This is a genomic window from Mesorhizobium sp. XAP4 (genome assembly GCF_029269325.1).
GTDB lineage: Bacteria > Pseudomonadota > Alphaproteobacteria > Rhizobiales > Rhizobiaceae > Mesorhizobium > Mesorhizobium ciceri.
In genome coordinates this window covers 292,831-312,064 of sequence record NZ_JARIXW010000005.1, presented here as the reverse complement: position 1 = coordinate 312,064, position 19,234 = coordinate 292,831, and the positions used below count along the sequence as shown (strand labels likewise).

Sequence of the window (19,234 nt, the reverse complement as noted above, 5' to 3'; positions counted from 1 at the left end):
GCCTCAGCCTTCCAACTTTTGCAGATGCTGTTCGAGATAGGGCCGCAGGTGCTGGTGCTGCGTCGGCAGCTTCAGCGCCTCGCCCAGATGAGCGGTATCCTCGTCGCGATCGAAACCCGGCTCGTTGGTGGCGACTTCGAACAGCACGCCACCCGGTGTGCGGAAATAGATCGCCCAGAAGTAGTCGCGGTCGATCACCGGCGTCACCCCATAGCCGGTGTCCATCAACGCCTTGCGTACTTCCAGCTGCCTGGCGCGGTTCTCGACCGCGAAGGCGACGTGATGGACGGAGCCGGCGCCGAGATCGGCGAAGGCAGTGCTCGGCAGCGATTCGATGTCGATGACATCGGCGCCATTGCCGTTCTTCACCGCCAGCCGCCTGAGATTGCCGGACTTGTCGACTTCCTCATAGCCCATGAACTTCAGCAGCTCTTCCGTGGCGCCGCCATCCTTCAGCCTGAGCGACACGGAATGAAAGCCTCGGATCGCCTCATCCGTGGGAACGCCGCCTTTCGCCCAGGGTGCTCTGCTGTCGCTCTTGCACTCGACCAGCGCGAAGCCGTCACCATCCGGTCCGGCAAAAGCCAGGCGCTTCTCACCGAAGGTTTCTTCGCGCGAGAGGCCGGTGACGCCCTCATCGGCAAAGCGTTTTTCCCAATAGCCAAGCGTGCCTTCCGGCACCGAGTAGACGGTGGTTCCGACTTCCCCGACCCCATGCCGGCCCTTGCCGATGTCGGGGAAGGGGAAATAGGTCATCACCGAACCCGGCGTACCGGCCTCGTCACCGTAATAAAGGTGATAAACATCGGGCGCGTCGAAATTGACGGTCTTCTTGACCCGGCGCTGACCGAGTTTCCTGGTGAAGAAATCGTTGTTCTGGCGGGCATCCCTGGCCATCGACGTGACGTGATGCAGGCCCTTGATCTGGTCGAGCATTGTCTTGCTCCTTCCCTTGGTACATGTGCGGCCCTCGCCGCTGTCCACGCCAATATGAGGACCAGGGCAGTTTCCGCAAAGGCGGCAAACACAGAATGGACTGTGTCATAAAAGTGAACGATGGAACAAGGTTCGTTCACCAATTGGTTCGCAGGTCAGACTTGCGCCATGGCCAGAATTCGGTTCCATAAACGGCGTTCGACATCCCGGGACAAAGGTATCGTGAGTGAGTGGAAAAGCCAGGCGGCCTAACATTCTCCTGATCACATGCGACCAGTGGCGTGGCGATTGTCTGTCCGCCGCCGGTCATCCGGTCGTGCAGACGCCGCATGCCGACGCTTTGGCCGCGGAGGGTGTGCTGTTCAACCGGCATTATGGCGGCGCGGCGCCCTGCTCGCCCGCCCGCGCCTGCCTCTACACCGGCCTCTACCAGATGAACAACCGCGTCTGCCGCAATGGCACGCCGCTCGACGCTCGCCACGGCAACATTGCGCTTTCGGCTCGCGCCCTGGGCTATGATCCGACGCTGTTCGGCTACACCGATGTGTCGCTCGATCCGCGCCTGCTGGCGCCGGGCGATCCGCGGCTGCAAAGCTATGAAGGCGTGCTGCCGGGCTTTACGGTGCGCCAGTTGCTGCCCGAGCATCAGAAGCAATGGCTATCCTGGCTGGAGCTGCAAGGTGTCGACGCCAGCGCCGGATCCCGCGACATCCATCGCCCGGTGGCCGACGGCGCGGTCGGGACCACCGTCAGCAACGCGCCGCCCGTCTACTCCGGGCAACAAACTCCGGCGGCCTTCCTGACCGGCGAATTCGCGCGTTGGCTTGGCGAACAGGAGCACGCCGCGCCGTGGTTCGCGCATGTTTCCTTCATCAGCCCGCACCCGCCCTTCATAGTGCCGGAGCCCTACAACACAATGTACGATCCGGCTGACGGCCCGGCCTTCCGGCGCGCGGCAAGCTGGCAGGAGGAGGCGGAAAACCATCCCTATCTAGCCTATGATCTCGGCCGGCAGAAACAGATGAAATTTCGCCCCGACGCCAGCGGCAAGGTGCGCGACTGGAGCGAAGACGATTTTCGCGTCCTCCGCGCGATCTATTACGGCATGATTTCCGAGGTCGACGCCCAGCTCGGCCGCATCTGGCAAGCGGTCAAGGCGGCCGGCGCGTGGGACGACACCATCATCGTGCTGACCTCGGACCATGCCGAGATGATGGGCGACCATTTCATGCTGGGCAAGGGCGGCTATTTCGACGGCAGCTACCACATTCCGCTGATCATCCGCGATCCGCGCCACGGCAAGGCGGCCGGCGGCAAGGTAGACAGCTTCACGGAAGCGGTCGACATTTTGCCGACGTTTCTCGACCTGCTCGGCGAAGAGCCCGCGCCGCATCTCGACGGCAGGTCGCTGAAGCCGTTCCTGAGCGGGGAAACCCCTGCGGCGTGGCGCGATGCCGCGCATTGGGAGTTCGATTTCCGCTCGGTTGTCGCGGGCGAGGCCGAACGCCATTTCGGCATCGCCTCACGCCAATGCAATCTCGCCGTTATCCGCACGGAGCGTTTCAAATATGTGCATTTCGGCGGCAACCTGCCGCCGCTGCTGTTCGATCTGGAAAACGATCCGGACGAATTGGACAATCTCGCGGCCGACCCCAGCCATCTCGCCGTGCGTCTGGAATTCGCCGAACGGCTGCTCGCCTGGCGAGCCGAACATCTCGACCAATCGCTGGCACTGGCCGAATTGACCGAGAACGGCCTCGTCGGCCATGCCGCTGGCCTGCCTCCATGCCACACATGAACACAGGCCCGCATCGTTGCCGGCGCGGGCCTGTATCCGACTGGGTGGAAACTACCTGACGATCATGCGCTGCTGATCGCGCTTCTCGGCATAGCTGCCCTTGTCATAGGCGGTTTGTGCCTCGAGCTGTTCCTTGGTGAAGGTCGTGTACAGGTATTTGTTGCCCGCCTTGTCGGTCATGAATTTGAGATTATCCATGCCGACCGCGACTTCCTTCTCGCCAATGCCGAGAAAGCCACCGACATCGACGATCACCGCATCGGCCTTCTTGTCGGGCGCAAGCACGACATCGCCGATCTCGCCGACCTTGGCGTCGTTGGCGCCATAGACAGTCGTGCCCTTGAGGTCATCGGCGCGAATCTCACCAACCGGCATCTCGGTCAGCGTCGACTTGTCGATGGCTGCGGTCTTTGTCTGGTCCGGAGCCGAGGCATCGGGGGTCGTGGGCGCCGGAGCCTGTGCCGTCTTGTCGGACGGAGCGACGGCAGGGGCTGCGGCGGGCGCGACTGCTGCCGGCGCATTCGAAGCCGTCGTTGCCGGCGCAGGGTCATAGGCCTTGCGGTTGAAATCCGGCTGCGCCTGCAATTCTTCCTTGGTGGTCTGGGCGACCAGCCAGCGGTCGCCATTCTTCTCGGCCCACTGCGCCTTCGAGAAGTCATAGGTGACGTTCTTGGCGCCAAGGCCTAGGAAACCGCCGACGCCGATGACCAAGTACTGCGCCTTGCCATCCTTGGTCAGCACAATGTCGTTGACGTCGCCGATGTTCTGGGCGTCATCGCCGGTGCCGTTATAGACGTTTTCCCCGATGATGTTGGTGGCGAGATTGCCGTCGGCGCGCTTGACTGGTTCTGCCGAAGCGGCGTTCATGTCGACAGGCTTTTGCGCTGTGTCCGTCGTCGCGGGTGCTGCCGGCGCTGTTGCGTCGGTCGATGCCGCAGGTGCTGGGGTCGGGCTGTAAGGCTTTTTATCGAATTCTGCCTGCGCCGTCAGTTCGTCCTTGGTCGTCTGGGCCACCAACCAGCGGTCGCCATTCTTTTCGGCCCACTGCAGCTTGCCGTAATCGAAAGCAACGCTTTTGGCGCCGACACCCAGAAAACCGCCGACGTCGATGACAACGGATTTCGCCTGCCCATCCTTGTCGAACACGACGTCGCTGACCTTGCCGATGTTTTCGGCATCGTCGCCGGTGCCGTTGTAGACGGACTCACCGATGATGTTGGTGACGATGCTGCCCTCTGCGCGTGCCACAGGAGCGGCGGCGGGCTCCTGGACGGCGGGCGTGGCAGGCGCCGTATTTGTTGCGTTCTGCGCATAGGCGCCGGTCGCGACAAAGGTTGCGAGCGCCGTCGTGGCTAAAAGATTGCGGATCATGGTAGTCTCTCCTCGTGCCTGATCTCACGCGCCGCGTCTCCTTGGGGAACGCGGCATCTGCAGGTTCACAACGTCGTGACCGGGTCAGTTGTTCCGACAAAGCGCTGCGGTCCGGGAACGAAACCACGGAAATTATTGAGCCGCTGGGGTAGTCACCCCGTGGCAAGAGGAACCTTTCTGTCGACGCCGCGTTTCAGCCGTTGGCTGGGTATATCCCGGCCGCCTTTTGGCTGACCTGGTGGAGCGGGGCATGAGATTTGCAGCGGTGCTGAACCGGGACGGCGGCACTTTGCGCACCACCGACCTCGCCGCTTTCTCCGACAGGATGCATCAGACGCTGGAAACGGCAGGCCACTCGCTCAGCATCGAAATTGTCGCCGGCAAGGATGTGGTGGAGACGCTGGACAACGCCGCTTCGCGTCGCTCGGTCGACATCGTGCTGGCGGGTGGCGGCGACGGGACCATTTCCGCCGCGGCCGCCCGACTGATGGGCACGAAGAAGGCGCTTGCCATATTGCCAGCCGGCACCATGAACCTGTTCGCACGCGGGTTGGGCATTCCGCAGTCGCTCGACGGGGCGCTGAAATCCTTCGCCGACGGCGAAATCATTGCTGTCGATGTGGCGACGGCCAATGGCCAACCTTTCGTGCACCAGTTCTCGATCGGCATGCACGCGAAGATGGTGCAACTGCGCCAGAAGATGGAGTTCGGTTCGCGGTTGGGAAAGATCCGCGCCTCGGCCAAGGCGGCTTGGGCAACGATCAACAATCCACCTGCGATGAATGTGACGCTCAGCATCGGCGACGCCGAAATGGCGGCACGCATCACCGGCATCGGCATCACCAACAACTTATTCGGCGAAGGCCATCTGCCTTATGCCGACAATCCTGCGGGCGGCGTGCTCGGTGTCTATGTCACGGTGGCGAAGCAGCGCGCCGAACTGGTCAAGTTCTTCTTCAACATGGCGCGCGGCAAATGGCGCGACAACGAACATGTCGAAATCCACCAGGCGAACAGAACGGTGCTGAAAATCCATTCGGGCAGCAGCAAATTTCGCGCCGTCATGGACGGCGAACTGGTCAGGCTTGACCGTGAAACGGTAATCGAGATCCAGCCTGGCGCACTGAATGTATTGGTTCCGGCGAGCGCGGCCCAGTCGAGAGCCGCCTGATGAGGTGCGACGCAACGGACAGACCGGCTTTACCCGGCAGGAGCCTGCTCGGTGGTGTTGGGCGGTGTGGGGACATGCTGTTCATCGCTGTTAGGCGCCTTGATCAACACACCATAGATCTCGGCAATGCCCCATGCAGCAAACACCAGAAGCAGTGCGGCGATCAGGATCCGAAATCCATGCCAGCCCCATCGCCCCTGCCGCGCCTTGTTTTCTGGAATGATCTTGGCCATGCTCGATCCCTGTCTCATTCTGCACCAACTGGCGCGCCCGGCAAATCATGGTCGGGTAACGGTTCCTCGCTAGGATGGTTCCGGAAAAGCGTGCTGGCCTTGCACCAGCGCAAGCATGCGGCGACGAAGACCGGGACGAGGCAATTGGGGTGATTGGCAAGACGCAAACAGCACCCGATCTGCCGGCCGAAGTTGCGCTAGCAGTCATGGATGTCGACCGGCTGGCCGTGCTGCACGGATTGGAGATGCTGGATACGGCGGCCGACCCCGATTTCGACCACGTCAGCAGCCTTGCCGCAGCGGTGATGCAGGTGCCGATGGCCCTGGTCACACTCGTCGACCTTGAACGGCATTGGTTCAAATCCTGCTTCGGCCTGGACGAGACCGAAACCGCGACCAACGTCTCCTTCTGCGCCCATGCGATTGCCGCGGGCGACGAGCCGATGGTGGTCGTGGATGCAACGGCGGACCCCCGTTTCAAGACCAACCCGCTGGTCACCGGAAAGCACCATGTCCGCTTCTATGCCGGCGCGCCGATGGTCGTGGCAGGTGCCCGCATCGGCACGCTGTGCGTGCTCGACCGCGAGCCGCATGGTTTTCCATCCCGAGCCGAGCTCGACCAGTTGAAGGCGCTCGCCGGCCTCGCCGCCAGCCTGTTCACCCTAAAGGATGCAACCCGCAGCGGCGCGATCGCCGAGGCCGCACTTGCGCGCGAGGAAAAACGACGCGCCATCGCACTCGATGCGGCCTCGCTCGCCAGCTGGGCATGGGATATCCGCACCGATGTCATCGAATGCGACACATTGATGTCGGAGCTGTTCAACCTGCCGCGCTCCAACCGGCTGCGCGCACGCGACATCCTCACCGCCATCGATCCGCGCGACGTCTACCAGACCGAAACCCGCTTTCGCGACGCCTTGACCGGCAGCGACGACTATTTCGGCGAATACCGGGTGAAGGGCTTTCACCCGCCGCGCTGGCTCGCCACGCGCGGCCGTGTGATCGAGCGTGACGGCGACGGCAAGCCGACATTGATCTTCGGCGTCAATTACGACATCTCCGAGCGCAAGCTCGGCGACGAACGGCAACGGCTGCTGCTGCGTGAACTCAACCATCGCGTCAAGAACACTTTGGCGACCGTCCAGGCGCTGGCAACCCAGACCGTGCGCCATGCCCGCCAGCCAAGCCAGTTCCTCGAGGCCTTCGGCGCCAGGCTTCAGGCCTTGGGCATCGCCCACAATCTGTTGTCGGACCGCGAGTGGCGTGGCATCGGCATCAGTGAACTCGTCCAGATCGAGGTCAGACCTTTCGAAACGGCCGAGCAGCCGCGCATGACGATCTCCGGCGACGACCTGCTGCTGTCGCCCGACCAGGCCGTCGGGCTTGGCCTGATCCTGCATGAACTCGCCAGCAACGCGCTGAAATATGGCTCGCTGTCGGTGCCGTCAGGCAGGGTCGACCTCGGCTGGAGGACGCAAGGCAGGAAGGATGCCCGGCGTCTTGTGCTGACCTGGCGCGAAAGCGGCGGGCCGCAAGTCGCTCCGCCGGATCGGCAAGGCTTCGGCTCTATCCTCATTCGCCGCAGCCTGGCCAAGGTCATTTCCAGCGAAGTGACCCATGAATTCCGGCCGGAAGGCGTGTTTGCCGAAATATCGATGCCCCTGGAAGAGCTGTCGAAGTGATCTCCCATCAGCTCTACGTCCGCTCGCTCTCATCCGGATCGTCGGATTTCACATTCTCGCGGTAGATGGCGTAGGCCGCGAGCGCCACGGCCGGCCCCAGAATGGCGCCGAGACCGCCTTTTCCCTTGAGCAGGCTCGGCAGCACGGCGAGTGCGGCGGTGACGCCGATCGCCTTCATGTCGGCATTGCGGCGCTGCGCCCGGCGCCGGGCGCGCGAACCTGCGGATATCCGGTAGATCAGCAGGATAAGTCCGGCGAGCACCAGGAAACCGGCGCCAAACCCCAGCGCGGCGGCAAGCGACCCGTAGCGCATCGCCGTCCAGATATAGGCGGCCCCGACCAGAAAGCCGAGACCGCAAAGCGCAGCGGCCATGGCGATCACATAGACGATTGCCGCCGTGCGCGCCCGATGAACGGCGGCCACGGTTTCCCCCGAGGCGAGGCCCGAGATCAGGGTTGCCAACATTCCCATCTGTAGCGCGACTAGCGACGCGCGATGAGCGCGAAAAGGAAGCCGACGCCAGCGGCGATTGCCAGTGACGTCACCGGCTTTTCACGCACGCTTGCCATCATCTGCGCTTCGATGTCCTTGGCATTGCTGCGCAAGCTGTCAAAGGCTGCTTCGCCCTGCGCGCGCAACTGCTCGACCCCTTCTGTCGCTGCACGGCGCGCGGTGCCATAGCCATGCTCGCCGGTCTTGGCCAGTTGTTTGGTGAGCTTGTCGATGTCGGCCTTCAACTGCCTGATGTCGGCTTCCAGGTCCGCATTTGCACGGGCGTCGGTTGCGGTCTTTCCTGCGGCAGTGGCCATGGCTTAACTCCTTGTGATTGCTCGGTTTCAAACGCGCTGCGCGCCTCATGGTTCCGGCACTGCGGACAAAGTAGCCGAAAACGCATCGGCGCGCACCCGATCCGCCGGCTTCGCAAAAAGACGCTTCCTCAGATTAGTGGCCGGCGCGCCTCGCCCAGTCCTTCCCAGCCGGCGAGCCGCTTGAGCCCTTCATTGTCGGAGACCGCGCAGCCGCCGTCGCGCCAGACGATCAGCTTGCGATCCATCAGCTTGCGGATCGTCTTGTTGGTGTGAACCAGCGACAGGCCGAGCGTATCGGCAATGTGCTGCTGCGTGATCGGTATCTGGACGGATTGGCTGCCATTCAGTCCGACGACCTTGGCCCGGCTGCCGATGAAGGCGATGAGATAGGCGGCGCGCTCGATCGCACTGCGGCGCCCGAGGCTGAGCAGATTCTCGTCCAGCATCCGCTCCTCGCGCGATGCGATCCAGGTGATGTCGTAGGCCAGCCCGGGATGATTGCGGTACAGCTCGTGCAGATATTCGCGCTCGAAAACACACAGCAGCATCGGTGAGAGTGCCTCGACGGAATGCTGCATCTCGCCCATCACACTGCCTTGCAGGCCGATCAGATCCCCGGGCATGAGATAATTGAGGATCTGGCGACGGCCGTCCCGCAGCAGCTTGTAGCGAAACGCCCAGCCGGAGAGCACGGTGTAGAGATGGGCGCTATGGCTTCCCTCCACCAGCACCGTGTCGCCCTTATCGACCGCGAGTTCACCCTTCTTGAATTTGCTGATGAAGGCCAGCTCCTGTTCTTCGAAGTCGCGGAAAACCGGCAACGGCCGCAATGGGCAGTTCTCGCAGGGATATTGGCGGCTGGAGAAAGCGTTATTGTTCTGGACTGACATTTCGCCCCCTTCGAAAGCCCGCTCGACCCCCTTCGAAAGCCGCTCTTGGAGAGCCGCGTTTCAACGCGTTGCAAGGATTGAGGTTCCGCCCGCTGGCCACATGTCTTTTTTAAATGACAGCAAGCCAATTAGCGATCATGACTCCGGCGTTTCAAGGAGTCTTTGCCTGTGCCCACATTGCTTGACGGATTGCGGATTCTCGTTTTGGAGGACGAATTTCTCATCGCCATGGATGTCGAGCAACTTTGCCGCGATCATGGCGCCGATGAGGTGGTGATCGCCCGTGACCTGACCGAGGTCGATGGCCGGGAAGTCGCCACGCGATTCGATGCAGCCATTGTCGACTTGATGCTGGGCGGCGCCTCGACGATCGATTTCGCTTCCGGGCTGCGCGCGGCAGGCATACCTTTCGTGTTTGCGTCCGGCTATTCGGATGCCGATGAAATCAAGGCATCGTTTCCGGGCGTCAGGCTGGTTGGCAAACCCTACTCAGGCGAAGACCTGGTGCAAGCGGTCGCGGCGGCCTGCGGACGCGCTTGAGACGCGATCGCGGTCAGCTCGCCGGCGAACTCGTTACCTGGGCCGAAATCGCGTCCGGACCATACTCGTCCTCACCTGATATTTTCAGGATCTCCTGCAAGCGGGTACGGGCTCGGCTGACGCGGCTCTTGATCGTCCCCACCGCGCAGCCGCAGATCTCCGCGGCCTCCTCGTAGGAGAAACCAGATGCGCCGATGAGGATGATGGCTTCGCGTTGGTCCTCCGGCAACTGCTCCAGCGCCCCGCGAAAGTCCTTAAGGTCGAGTTGGCCGTGCTGGGCCGGATGAACGGCAAGCCTGGCCGTCATGATACCGTCGCTGTCCTGCACTTCGCGCCCGCGCTTGCGCATTTGCGAATAGAACTCGTTGCGCAGGATGGTGAAAAGCCAGGCCTTGAGATTGGTGCCGGGCTGGAAGCTCTCATGCTTGTCCCAAGCCTTGACGAGTGTTTCCTGGACGAGGTCGTCGGCTTTATCGGCATTTTGCGTCAGCGACACAGCAAACGCGCGCAGACTTGGGATTGCCCCAAGCAGATCAGTCTTGAAGCCTTGTGAGACCGCGGCCATGCCTCAGTCCTTCTTCTGTGCGGGTTCAGCCTGTTCCAGTTGGCTAAGCAACTGGGAAAAGCGATCCGGCACATCGTCGGAGACCAGCGCGTCGTAATATTGTTTGAGTTTGCGTCCGATTTCGGAGTTCGGCCCAAGAGCGTCACCAGAACCGTTCCGGCGCCTGCTCTCGGCGCCAGTCAGAATATCTTTCGTCATATCCTTCATTTTGCCCTTGTATTCCCAGCGCTCAAGCCGCTCTTACCGTACTCAACACAACGCAAGCGGCGCCCTCGTCTGGTTGCCCATCCCCACCACAAACGCCACTTCCCGGCTTTTGTTCCGTCGAGGTGGAACTTTTTCAAAAAATCCGCGTTATCAGGGCTTGCAGTCAGCTTGACCTGCTACGCAATCGCGTCATTCTGAGGGAGACGTCTTACCATGAGCTTATCCGCCACCATCGCACCACATCTGCCCTTCCTGCGCCGCTTCTCGCGGGCTGTTTCCGGGTCGCAAGAGAGTGGTGATGCGCTGGTCGCTGCGATGCTTGAGGCCATCATCGCCGATATCGAGATATTTCCCGAAGCATCGAGCGACCGCATCGCGCTGTACAAGGTTTTCGCCAAGCTTTTCACATCGGTCGCCATCCGCGTTCCACAGGAACAGGCGCAATCGGCGTGGGAACAGCGCACCGCCGCCAATCTGAATGCGATTGCACCACGGCCCCGTCAGGCCTTCCTGCTCGTGGCGGTCGAAGGCTTCAGCGAGGAGGAAGCGGCTGAGATCCTTGACGTCGGTGACCAGGAGTTTTCAGAGTTGCTTGCCCAGGCGAGCAACGAGATATCCCGTCAGGTGGCAACCGACGTTCTGATCATCGAGGATGAACCGCTGATCGCCATGGATATCGAAGAAATGGTCGAGAGCCTCGGGCACCGCGTCGTTGGAACGGCGCGCACCCATGCCGAGGCAGTGATGATGTTCGGCAAGACGCGGCCGAAGATGGTGCTGGCCGACATCCAGCTTGCCGACGGCAGTTCCGGCATCGAGGCCGTGAACGAAATCCTGTCATCGACGTCGGTGCCGGTCATCTTCATCACCGCCTTCCCCGAGCGCCTGTTGACTGGTGAACGACCGGAACCGGCCTTCCTGGTCACCAAGCCGTTCAATCCCGACATGGTCAAGGCGCTGATCAGCCAGGCACTGTTCTTTGACCGGCAGGCGAAAGCCGCCGCATAGTCGGGAATTGGGAGTGGAGGAATTGACGAACCCAAGGCGATAGCCTCGCTCCCGAATCTCTCCAGATGATCAATTCGTCACTTCGTGCCGCCTGATGCACCCGGGCGGCGACGTTGAATTCCTGCGCTTCCGCTCGAACGATTTGCAAGCACGGTCTTTTTCGGCAAAGGGTGGGAACAAACCGCAACCACCCACGTTTTCATCGCACCATTCGAAGGAGATGGATCATGCTTTACTGGGCGCTCGTATTTCTCGTCGTTGCCATCATCGCCGGCGCGCTTGGTTTCGGCGGCATCGCCGGTACCTCCGCCGGCATAGCGCAGATATTGTTTTTCATCTTCCTCGCCTTCCTGGTCATTTCGCTTCTTGCGGGCCTGTTCAAACGGGCTTCGTAAGGACGGACGGCCGAACACTGGAAGCCGCACCCCTCAAACGGTTTCCAGCCACCGCCGGGCGGTGTCCCTCAAAGGACGCCGTCCGGCGGACCGTTTTTAGCGGCGGGTTTTCCGGAAACCTGTTTGGAACCCATTCAACGATGAGCCGTTCAGCCTGAATTGGGTGGACAGATTGGCCGATGGGTTCCAGGACCGGAAACAGGAAAGACGCCGTGCAAAGCGATGAAGTCATCGCCCTCCATCCCGCCGACAGCGGCATGCAGCTCGGTCGTGCTCTTCTTCACGCGTTGCACAATGCCGGCATTTCCGTTCTCTACCAGGATCGCGAGATGAAAACCGTATGGGCGCGCAACATGCGTGCGCCCTGGGTTTCGGACACCGCCGACAGCATCGGCATCCTGCCGGAGGCGCAGGCCGACCGCATCGGCGCGGCCAAGCGCGACGTCATTGCATCCGGCAACCCCCAACGTCTCGAGATCAGCGTTCCCGTCGAGGATGGCAGCCGCTGGTTCGAGGTGTGGATCGATGCCGATCACGGCGATGGTGGCACCGTGCAAGGCGTCGTCACCACGATGGTCGAGACGACGGAGCAGAAGCGCCGCGAGCAGACCCTGACGACGCTGTTGCGAGAGGTGAGCCATCGCTCCAAAAACCTGCTGGCGATCATCCAGAGCATAGCCACCCAGACCGGCCGCTACTCCGACAGCATCGGCGATTTCCTGACACGCTTTCGCGGCCGGCTGCAATCGCTGGCCTCGTCCCAGGATCTCGTGACCTCTTCCAACTGGCGGGGTGCAGCACTTCGCGAACTCGTGTCGGGCCAGGTTGGCCGCTATGGCGGCGATCCGGTTCGGAGCCTGAGGTTTCAGGGGGCAAACCCCTATCTCAATCCCAACGCTGCCTTGCATATCGGCCTTGCGATGCATGAACTCGCCGTCAATTCGGTGAGCTACGGCGCCCTGTCGCGGCCCGGCGGGTACGTCAATGTTACAGCCAACCTGACCGCCGACGACACGGGAACCTCCCTGTCCCTGACATGGGCGGAGGCAATCGGCGCCAGTGATGTCAGGCGTAGCGAGAAGCGCTTCGGCAGCGTCGCACTCGAACGGGTCGTGCCGGCGTCACTGAACGGAACGGCGACGCTCGAAATCGCGGCTGGCCGCCTTGAATACCGCCTTGTCGTTCCGCACGGCAATTTCGAGACGGATTGAGCGACCTTCCTTAACCCGCCGTTCACCATAAAAGCAGATGCTGTTTTTCCCGGATACCGCTGGAACTTGTTGCATCACCGAACATTTCCGCAGCAGGATTTGCAGCATGGTGGGAGGAATGCCTTGACGGTTGCCGACATGAACAGACTGGAGCAGGCCGCCCGGACTTCCATGGGCGAGTTTGAGGACTCCGAGGCTTCCGCGCCACCGCTGGCTCCTGTTCCCAACGGAGCTTTGCGCCTTGTTGCGCTGGCCTTGGTGGCGGTGATCATGGCGGTCGCCCTGCACCAACTGGTCTACTAGGCCACCTCGTTTCGGCCGGTGGCCGAATCGGCTGTAGCGCCATCTTATTTCCCCGGCCGATCAAGCCAGCCAGGAACTTTGGCGAATGTAGATCGTTACTATGGCGAGAGGACTTCTCGCCATGGAACATATCGCTGCATTGTTGCTGGTCATCGGTTGCTCGAACACGATGGCCGACTGCCGTGAACTCCAGGTGCCCGTAAGCGTTTTCGCGACGGCCGAGCAATGCGTGGCCGAACACCCATTCGTCTTGGGCGACGTGCAAGGGCAGGCTGACCACATCGTCGCCAAATGTCTTGCGGTCGATCCGGCGCTTGAGGACGACTATGATCAGATCGTCTGGAATGTGCGCGCCGATGGTACGCTTGACGCGTCTTTGGCAATTTCCAGCCTGGTAATGGCATCGAACACGATACGCCCAGAAAAAGACTATCTTCACCAACAATAGATTGCAGCAGCAAAGGCCGTCATTTCATGCTAAATGGCGGCTGGAGCTTACTAAAGTGAGGACACAAAGTGAGGAGTGACTCTATGCGGAAGATGATTATTGCCCTGGTTGCGGTGGTCGCGGTCAGCGGCTGCACCTCGACTGAGAAGGACGTGGTTGGCGGCGGCTTGATCGGCGCCGGTGTCGGCGGCTTGGTCGGCGGCGGTAAGGGCGCGCTGATCGGCGCGGCCGTGGGTGCCGGTTCCGGCCTGCTGGTGCGCAACCTGCGCAACGGCTATTGCCAATATCGCGATCATCGCGGCCGGATCTACACGGCTCGCTGCAACTAATTCGGCGATAATCGAAACGTCGATCCGGAGGCCGGTCCGCCGGCTTCCGGGTTTTTGATGTCTGGATGCTTCCCCCTTGTCGGCAACGGTCGCGCTCAATTGGCGAGTGGAATTTTGATTTCCACGTTCAGCCCATTGGCTTGGTAATCCCGTTTGATCGTACCGCGCAATTCGCGCGTCACGTTGAGGTCGATCAGCTTGGTGCCGAATCCGGTCTCGGCGGGCGCTTCAAGTTTCTTCTGCCCGTTTTCGCGCCAGTTGAGAGCCAGCATCCTGTCGCGCCCTCGGCCTTCGAGCGACCAGTCCACCTTCAGCGCCCCAACGGAATTGCCGGCCTCGCCGTATTTCAGCGCATTCGTCGCCAGTTCGTGGAAGGTCAGGCCGAGCGCTTGCGTCGTGGTTTCGTCGAGCAGCACCTGTGGTCCCGACAACAGCTCATCGGGCAGCTCCTTGCCGAACACCTGACCCAGCTCGATGCGCAGGAGATCGCCAAGATCCGCCTTCTGCCAGCGTGAGCGCGTCAGCATGTCCTGGGAGGCCGCCATCGCCTGCAGCCTAGCCGAGAAGGACGCTGAAAACTCGTTGACGTCGGTCGCCCGCGATGCCGTCTGACGCGCGATCGCCAGCACCCTGGTGATCGAATTCTTGATGCGATGCTTCATCTCCTGCAGCATCAGGTCTTTTTCGATCAGGCTCTTTTCCGTCGTTTCGTGCAATCGCGACGCTGCCTCATAGGCCCGCTCCTGATAGCGCGCCACAAGCGCGATTGCGCCCGCCAACAGCAGGCCGAACAGCCCCAGCATCACCGGAATGGCGCGCGACGACGGCTGCGAGAAGGCGCTTGTCGGCCGGAACAGGACAGTCCATGGCTGTCCGGCGACGATGATCTTTCGCGTGACCAGCAGCCTGTTCCCGAAAGTGGAAGCCGGCGGCGTCTCCGACCGGAACAACAGATTGTCGCCGTTCACGGCACCATCGCCATCATAGATTTCGGTGTTGACCGGCAAAAGCGGCGACCGGCTGAGCGCGGTCTGGAACAGATCGCGAGCCCGAAAGGCCGCATAGAGAAAACCTGATGTCGAGGATCTCGAAGCATTGATGACGTCGGGAGCGGTTTCGACATTGAGCCGCACGAAAACGAAGAAGCCGGTGAACGTCTGCGCGGCGCCCGTGTCCTGGCCCAGCTGCACCAGCCCGCTGGCGTGCTGCTGGTCGTCGGACATCGCCTTTTCGATCGCCGCACGCCGCACCGGTTCGCTGAACATGTCGTAGCCGATGCCGGCCTGATTGGATGAATCCAGCGGTTCGAACAGCACGATAGGGGTGCGCCAGGGTTGCGTGGTATCCGGGTAGATTGGATGACTGACGCCATAATCGTGCAGCATGTCGCGTTCGACCGTCGCCTCGTCGCCCGTCTTTGCCAGCCTGAGGAAGCCGATGCCGCGCAAGCCGGCGAAATTCTTGTCGACATCGAGCGCAGTGAAGAACGCCTTGAACTCACTGCGAGAAATACCGCCATTGCGGGCGTCGAACAGGGCCTGCGTCGAGCGCAGCAGCGACAGATGCAGGTCGATGCGGCTCTCGATCCGGTTGAGCGCATCGTCGGCAGTCGCCTCGAACTTGATGCGCGCGGCTTCCTGCGTGGCGAAGTAGGCAAAACCTGCCATCACCATGCTGATCAGCGCGACGGCGATAAAGGCGATGATCGGGAAAAGCTTCTTCAACGGATCGTGCGGTCCCTGAGCAATGTCGGACCTTTATGCGCAAGTCGCCCTGCCAACACAATGCCAAGGCCAAGCCATCCCTACGGCTGGCATATCACGTGTCCGGCAACCGCGATCTGGCTTGATCTCGGGCCGCGATCTTCAGCGCGCCCGGTCCGGGAATGGCGCCTGGCGGGCATTTGCCCAGAATGATCATGCCCAGCACCTCGTCCTGGGTGACATCAGTGGTGCGGGCGGTGCCGACCACCTGGCCGTTCTTCATGACGCAGACCCGGTCGGCAAGCTCGAACACATCGTGGATGTCGTGGCTGATCAGGAAGATGCCGATGCCGTCGGACTTCAGCTGCTTGACCAGTTCGCCGACCTGCGCCGTTTCCTGCGGACCAAGTGCGGCCGTCGGCTCGTCCATGATCAGGATGCGGGCGTTGAACAGGATCGCACGCGCGATCGCCACCGATTGCCGCTGGCCGCCCGACAGCTTGATCACCGGCTCCTTGAAACGCTGGAACCGGGGATTGAGCCGACCCATCACCTTGCGCGCCTCGGCCTCCATGGCAACGTCGTCGAGCGTTCCCCAGGCGGTCATCAACTCGCGGCCGAGGAACAGATTGGCGGCGGCGTCGACATTGTCGGCCAACGCCAGCGTCTGGTAGATCGTCTCGATGCCGTATTTCTTGGCGTCGCGCGGGTTGGAGATCGATGCCTCCTCGCCGTTGACGAAGATCTGGCCCGAATCGCGCTTGTAGGCGCCGGACAGGATCTTGATCAATGTCGACTTGCCGGCGCCATTATGGCCGAGCAGCGCCACGACCTCGCCGGGGAAAAGATCGATCGAGGCGTCGTCGACGGCGCGGATGCCGCCAAACGCGATCGAGATGTTCCTCATGTCGATCAGCGCGGTGGCTGCAGGAGCAGTCTTGTCAGTCATGGCATGCCCTCCTAGACGCGCTTGCGATAGACGGTGTCGAGCCACACGGCGATCACCAGTACGGCGCCGACGACGATGCTCTGCAGCGGCGAGTCGACACCAAGCAGCACCATGCCGGACTGCAGCGATTGCATCAGCAGGGCGCCGAGCATGGCGCCGATGATCGTTCCCGACCCGCCGGCTAGCGACGTGCCACCGATCACGGCGGCTGCAATGACGAGCAGCTCGTCGAGCGTTCCAAGCACGTTGGTGGCCGAATTCTGCCGGGCCGACGAGATCGCCGCGGCAATCGTGGCCAGCACGCCCATGATCATGAACACCTTCACGGTGATCCAGCGCGTGTTGATGCCGGCGAGATTGGCCGCCTCGGGATTGCCGCCGATGGCGAAGACATAGCGGCCGAAACGGGTGCGGTTGGTGATGAAGGTCATGACCAGCCCGACGGCGACCGCCATCAGCACCGGTATGGCGATACCGTGGGCGATGAACAGGCCGCCTTCGGGAACGGTGATGTTGTTGGCGACCGCATATCTGTTCACGATGCCGATCGGCCAGGGGTAGGAGTTGGCGAGCCAGACCGCACCCATGATGGCGCCGCAGGTGACGACACCGAGCAGCGCCTCGGCCCAGATCGGACGTAGCGGAAAACGGAAACGCTTGCGCTGCACCCGCCCGTTGAACAGCCCAAACACCACGGCGAGGCAGGCGACGATCCCGACAACCCAGCTCCAGGTTGCGCCGATCGATCCCGCCGGCCCGCCGCCCATCAGCTGAAAGGTGGCGTTAAGCGGCGCCACGGTCTGGCCTGATGTGACCCACCAGGCAGCACCGCGCCAGACCAGCAGGCCGCCCAGCGTCACGATAAAGGCGGGCACTTCGAGATAGGCGATGACGAAGCCTTGAAAGGCGCCGATCAACAGGCCGAGCGCCAGGCCGATGACCAGCGCCAGGACCCAGATCCACGGATTGCCGAGTTCGAGCCCGACAAAACGCACCAGGAAATGCACCTGGGCAAATCCCATCACCATGCCGATCAGGCCCTCGGCGGAACCGACCGACAGGTCGATGTTGCGCATGACGATGACCAGCACCATGCCGCAGGCCATGATGGCGACCGCGGATGTCTGCACCGACAGGTTCCACAGATTGCGCGGCGTGAGAAAGGTGCGGCTGTCGAAATCGAGCGGATTGACGCCGAGGCGCAGGCTTGAAATGACATGCAGCCCAATCCAGATGACCAGCAGCGCGCCGATCATGCCGAGCATCCGGGTGTCGATCTCGGTCGCCTTCAGGAACCGGGCGACGGCGCCGAGTTCCGACGCGCGCGCCGTATCGGCCTGCGGGTTGGACGTCGTGTCGGTCATGATTTCCTCCCACCGGCTGGCCGTCTGACGCGCATGCCGGAGCCCAGCCTAGAAGCTATCCGCATGATGCGGAAACACAATTCTTTGAGAAAACGCCGCGGCTTTTGGGCCGCGGCGTTCAGATATTTCGAAGTGGTCCGGATCAGTTACAGGCCGCGACGGTGCCGGCAGCGACACCCGCGCAGACTTCGTCCTTCTTGATCCAGCCAGCGTCGATGACGACGTTGAGATTGTCCTTGGTGATGGCAACCGGAGTCAGGAACAGCGACTTGACGGTGTTGCCGCCCGGCGTCGTGAAGTCCTTGGCGCCGGCGATGTCGCTCGTCTTCTTGCCGTCGGCCAGTTGCGAGGCGATCTCGGCGGCATTCTTGCCGAGCTCGCGCGCGTCCTTCCACACCGACACGGTTTGCGTGCCCAGGGCGATGCGGTTCAGCGCGGCGTGGTCGCCGTCCTGCCCCGAGACCGGCACGGTGCCGGCCAAGCCTTGAGCCGTCAGCGCCGCGACGACGCCACCGGCAGTGCCGTCATTGGCCGCGACCACCGCGTCGACCTTGTTGTCGTTGGCGGTCAGGAACTGTTCCATGTTCTTCTGGGCGTTGGCGGGCAGCCAGCCATCCGTGTAGGCTTCGCCGACATTCTTGATCTTGCCGCTGTCGATGGCTTCCTTGAGCACTTCCATCGAGCCCGAGAACAGGAAGTCGGCATTGGGATCGGCACCGGAGCCCTTGATGAAGACGTAGTTGCCTTCCGGCTTGACCTTGAACACTTCGCGGGCCTGCATGCGGCCGACTTCCTTGTTGTCGAAGGTCAGATAGAAAACATCCTTGTTCTCGATCAACCGGTCATAGCCGACGACCGGAATGCCTTCGTCCAGGGCTTTCTGCACGGCCGGGCCGATGGCCGAAGCATCCTGCGCCAGGATGATCAGGGAATTGGCGCCCTGCGAGATCAGGCTTTCGACGTCCGTAAGCTGCTTGCCGGGATTGGACTGCGCATCGGCGGAGATGTACTTGTCGCCGGCGGCCTCGATCGCCGTCTTCATGGCGGCCTCGTCGGTCTTCCAGCGTTCCTCCTGGAAGTTGGACCACGAAACGCCGACGACTTTGTCCTTCGCCTGCGCGACAGACGCGAGCGTCAGCGACATGGCGGCACCCGCCAGGATGGCGGCTGTGAATCTTTTCATATTATCCTCCCTGCGCCGCGTATGGCGCGACCAAACTGGCCCGAAGGCCGGCACAAAGGCCCTATTTTTTCGAGCCTCGAAAAAATACTGGGCCAACGCCCGAACGCTGTCAACATCGATTCTGATGGATTTTGATGT

General features: G+C 62.0%; 22 protein-coding genes. 10 read left to right on the top strand and 12 right to left on the bottom strand.

What is annotated here, in order from left to right; translation table 11 throughout:
- Positions 1–3 precede the first annotated feature (3 nt).
- Positions 4–936, bottom strand: coding sequence for a VOC family protein (locus P3C39_RS22920; RefSeq protein ID WP_024503019.1), 933 nt, complete (start codon positions 934–936; stop codon positions 4–6).
- 226 nt (positions 937–1,162) lie between these two features.
- Between P3C39_RS22920 and P3C39_RS22915 the strand changes: the two genes are divergently transcribed.
- Positions 1,163–2,734, top strand: coding sequence for an alkaline phosphatase family protein (locus tag P3C39_RS22915; protein ID WP_275954320.1), 1,572 nt, complete (start codon positions 1,163–1,165; stop codon positions 2,732–2,734).
- A gap of 51 nt (positions 2,735–2,785) precedes the next feature.
- On the opposite strand, the gene P3C39_RS22910 is transcribed toward P3C39_RS22915, so the two are convergent.
- Positions 2,786–4,105, bottom strand: a complete 1,320-nt coding sequence (locus P3C39_RS22910) for a PRC-barrel domain-containing protein (RefSeq protein ID WP_063169140.1) — start codon at positions 4,103–4,105, stop codon at positions 2,786–2,788.
- Between the two features lie 250 nt (positions 4,106–4,355).
- Between P3C39_RS22910 and P3C39_RS22905 the strand changes: the two genes are divergently transcribed.
- A complete protein-coding gene (locus tag P3C39_RS22905) occupies positions 4,356–5,276 on the top strand; it encodes a diacylglycerol kinase family protein (RefSeq protein ID WP_063173814.1) in 921 nt (306 codons plus the stop codon).
- A 29-nt stretch (positions 5,277–5,305) separates the two neighbouring features.
- On the opposite strand, the gene P3C39_RS22900 is transcribed toward P3C39_RS22905, so the two are convergent.
- Positions 5,306–5,509: a hypothetical protein gene (locus P3C39_RS22900; RefSeq protein WP_013529290.1), complete on the bottom strand. Its 204-nt coding sequence runs from the start codon at positions 5,507–5,509 to the stop codon at positions 5,306–5,308.
- 206 nt (positions 5,510–5,715) lie between these two features.
- On the opposite strand from P3C39_RS22900, the gene P3C39_RS22895 reads away from it, so the two are divergent.
- Positions 5,716–7,191 (top strand): HWE histidine kinase domain-containing protein, encoded by a 1,476-nt coding sequence (locus tag P3C39_RS22895; protein WP_275954424.1) that lies wholly within the window; start codon positions 5,716–5,718, stop codon positions 7,189–7,191.
- A 13-nt stretch (positions 7,192–7,204) separates the two neighbouring features.
- On the opposite strand, the gene P3C39_RS22890 is transcribed toward P3C39_RS22895, so the two are convergent.
- The 3 genes from P3C39_RS22890 to P3C39_RS22880 form a co-directional block, all read right to left on the bottom strand.
- Entirely contained in the window at positions 7,205–7,663 is a 459-nt protein-coding gene (locus P3C39_RS22890) for a hypothetical protein (protein ID WP_013529288.1), read from the bottom strand.
- An 11-nt stretch (positions 7,664–7,674) separates the two neighbouring features.
- A complete protein-coding gene (locus tag P3C39_RS22885) occupies positions 7,675–8,001 on the bottom strand; it encodes a DUF883 family protein (RefSeq protein ID WP_013529287.1) in 327 nt (108 codons plus the stop codon).
- 128 nt (positions 8,002–8,129) lie between these two features.
- Positions 8,130–8,891: a Crp/Fnr family transcriptional regulator gene (locus P3C39_RS22880; protein WP_027163153.1), complete on the bottom strand. Its 762-nt coding sequence runs from the start codon at positions 8,889–8,891 to the stop codon at positions 8,130–8,132.
- A 168-nt stretch (positions 8,892–9,059) separates the two neighbouring features.
- On the opposite strand from P3C39_RS22880, the gene P3C39_RS22875 reads away from it, so the two are divergent.
- Positions 9,060–9,431 carry a response regulator gene (locus tag P3C39_RS22875; RefSeq protein WP_027163154.1) on the top strand — a complete coding sequence of 124 codons (372 nt, stop codon included), beginning with the start codon at positions 9,060–9,062 and terminating at the stop codon, positions 9,429–9,431.
- 13 nt (positions 9,432–9,444) lie between these two features.
- Here P3C39_RS22875 and P3C39_RS22870 read toward each other — a convergent pair whose 3' ends face one another.
- On the bottom strand, positions 9,445–9,996 hold the full coding sequence (locus P3C39_RS22870; RefSeq protein ID WP_013529285.1) for an RNA polymerase sigma factor: 552 nt from the start codon (positions 9,994–9,996) through the stop codon (positions 9,445–9,447).
- 3 nt (positions 9,997–9,999) lie between these two features.
- The gene (locus P3C39_RS22865) at positions 10,000–10,203 is read right to left on the bottom strand and encodes a NepR family anti-sigma factor (RefSeq protein ID WP_032809255.1); all 204 of its coding nucleotides are present in this window, start codon (positions 10,201–10,203) and stop codon (positions 10,000–10,002) included.
- Positions 10,204–10,416: 213 nt separating this feature from the next.
- On the opposite strand from P3C39_RS22865, the gene P3C39_RS22860 reads away from it, so the two are divergent.
- From P3C39_RS22860 to P3C39_RS22835, 6 genes are all read left to right on the top strand, one after another.
- Complete coding sequence (locus P3C39_RS22860; RefSeq protein ID WP_013529283.1) at positions 10,417–11,211, top strand: response regulator; 795 nt, start codon at positions 10,417–10,419, stop codon at positions 11,209–11,211.
- Between the two features lie 227 nt (positions 11,212–11,438).
- Positions 11,439–11,606, top strand: coding sequence for a DUF1328 domain-containing protein (locus tag P3C39_RS22855; RefSeq protein ID WP_013529282.1), 168 nt, complete (start codon positions 11,439–11,441; stop codon positions 11,604–11,606).
- A gap of 179 nt (positions 11,607–11,785) precedes the next feature.
- Entirely contained in the window at positions 11,786–12,817 is a 1,032-nt protein-coding gene (locus P3C39_RS22850) for a sensor histidine kinase (RefSeq protein ID WP_063169141.1), read from the top strand.
- 123 nt (positions 12,818–12,940) lie between these two features.
- Positions 12,941–13,120 carry a hypothetical protein gene (locus P3C39_RS22845; RefSeq protein WP_275954321.1) on the top strand — a complete coding sequence of 60 codons (180 nt, stop codon included), beginning with the start codon at positions 12,941–12,943 and terminating at the stop codon, positions 13,118–13,120.
- 121 nt (positions 13,121–13,241) lie between these two features.
- Positions 13,242–13,568, top strand: a complete 327-nt coding sequence (locus P3C39_RS22840; protein ID WP_275954322.1) for a hypothetical protein — start codon at positions 13,242–13,244, stop codon at positions 13,566–13,568.
- Between the two features lie 83 nt (positions 13,569–13,651).
- Entirely contained in the window at positions 13,652–13,897 is a 246-nt protein-coding gene (locus P3C39_RS22835; RefSeq protein ID WP_013529278.1) for a YMGG-like glycine zipper-containing protein, read from the top strand.
- A gap of 95 nt (positions 13,898–13,992) precedes the next feature.
- Here the strand turns inward: P3C39_RS22835 and P3C39_RS22830 are convergent, their stop codons facing one another.
- The 4 genes from P3C39_RS22830 to xylF form a co-directional block, all read right to left on the bottom strand.
- Positions 13,993–15,621 carry a CHASE domain-containing protein gene (locus P3C39_RS22830; protein WP_275954323.1) on the bottom strand — a complete coding sequence of 543 codons (1,629 nt, stop codon included), beginning with the start codon at positions 15,619–15,621 and terminating at the stop codon, positions 13,993–13,995.
- Positions 15,622–15,715: 94 nt separating this feature from the next.
- Complete coding sequence (locus P3C39_RS22825; RefSeq protein ID WP_275954324.1) at positions 15,716–16,549, bottom strand: ATP-binding cassette domain-containing protein; 834 nt, start codon at positions 16,547–16,549, stop codon at positions 15,716–15,718.
- Positions 16,550–16,560: 11 nt separating this feature from the next.
- Complete coding sequence (locus tag P3C39_RS22820; RefSeq protein WP_275954325.1) at positions 16,561–17,913, bottom strand: sugar ABC transporter permease; 1,353 nt, start codon at positions 17,911–17,913, stop codon at positions 16,561–16,563.
- Positions 17,914–18,055: 142 nt separating this feature from the next.
- The gene (xylF, locus tag P3C39_RS22815; RefSeq protein ID WP_013529274.1) at positions 18,056–19,096 is read right to left on the bottom strand and encodes a D-xylose ABC transporter substrate-binding protein; all 1,041 of its coding nucleotides are present in this window, start codon (positions 19,094–19,096) and stop codon (positions 18,056–18,058) included.
- Positions 19,097–19,234 lie beyond the last annotated feature (138 nt).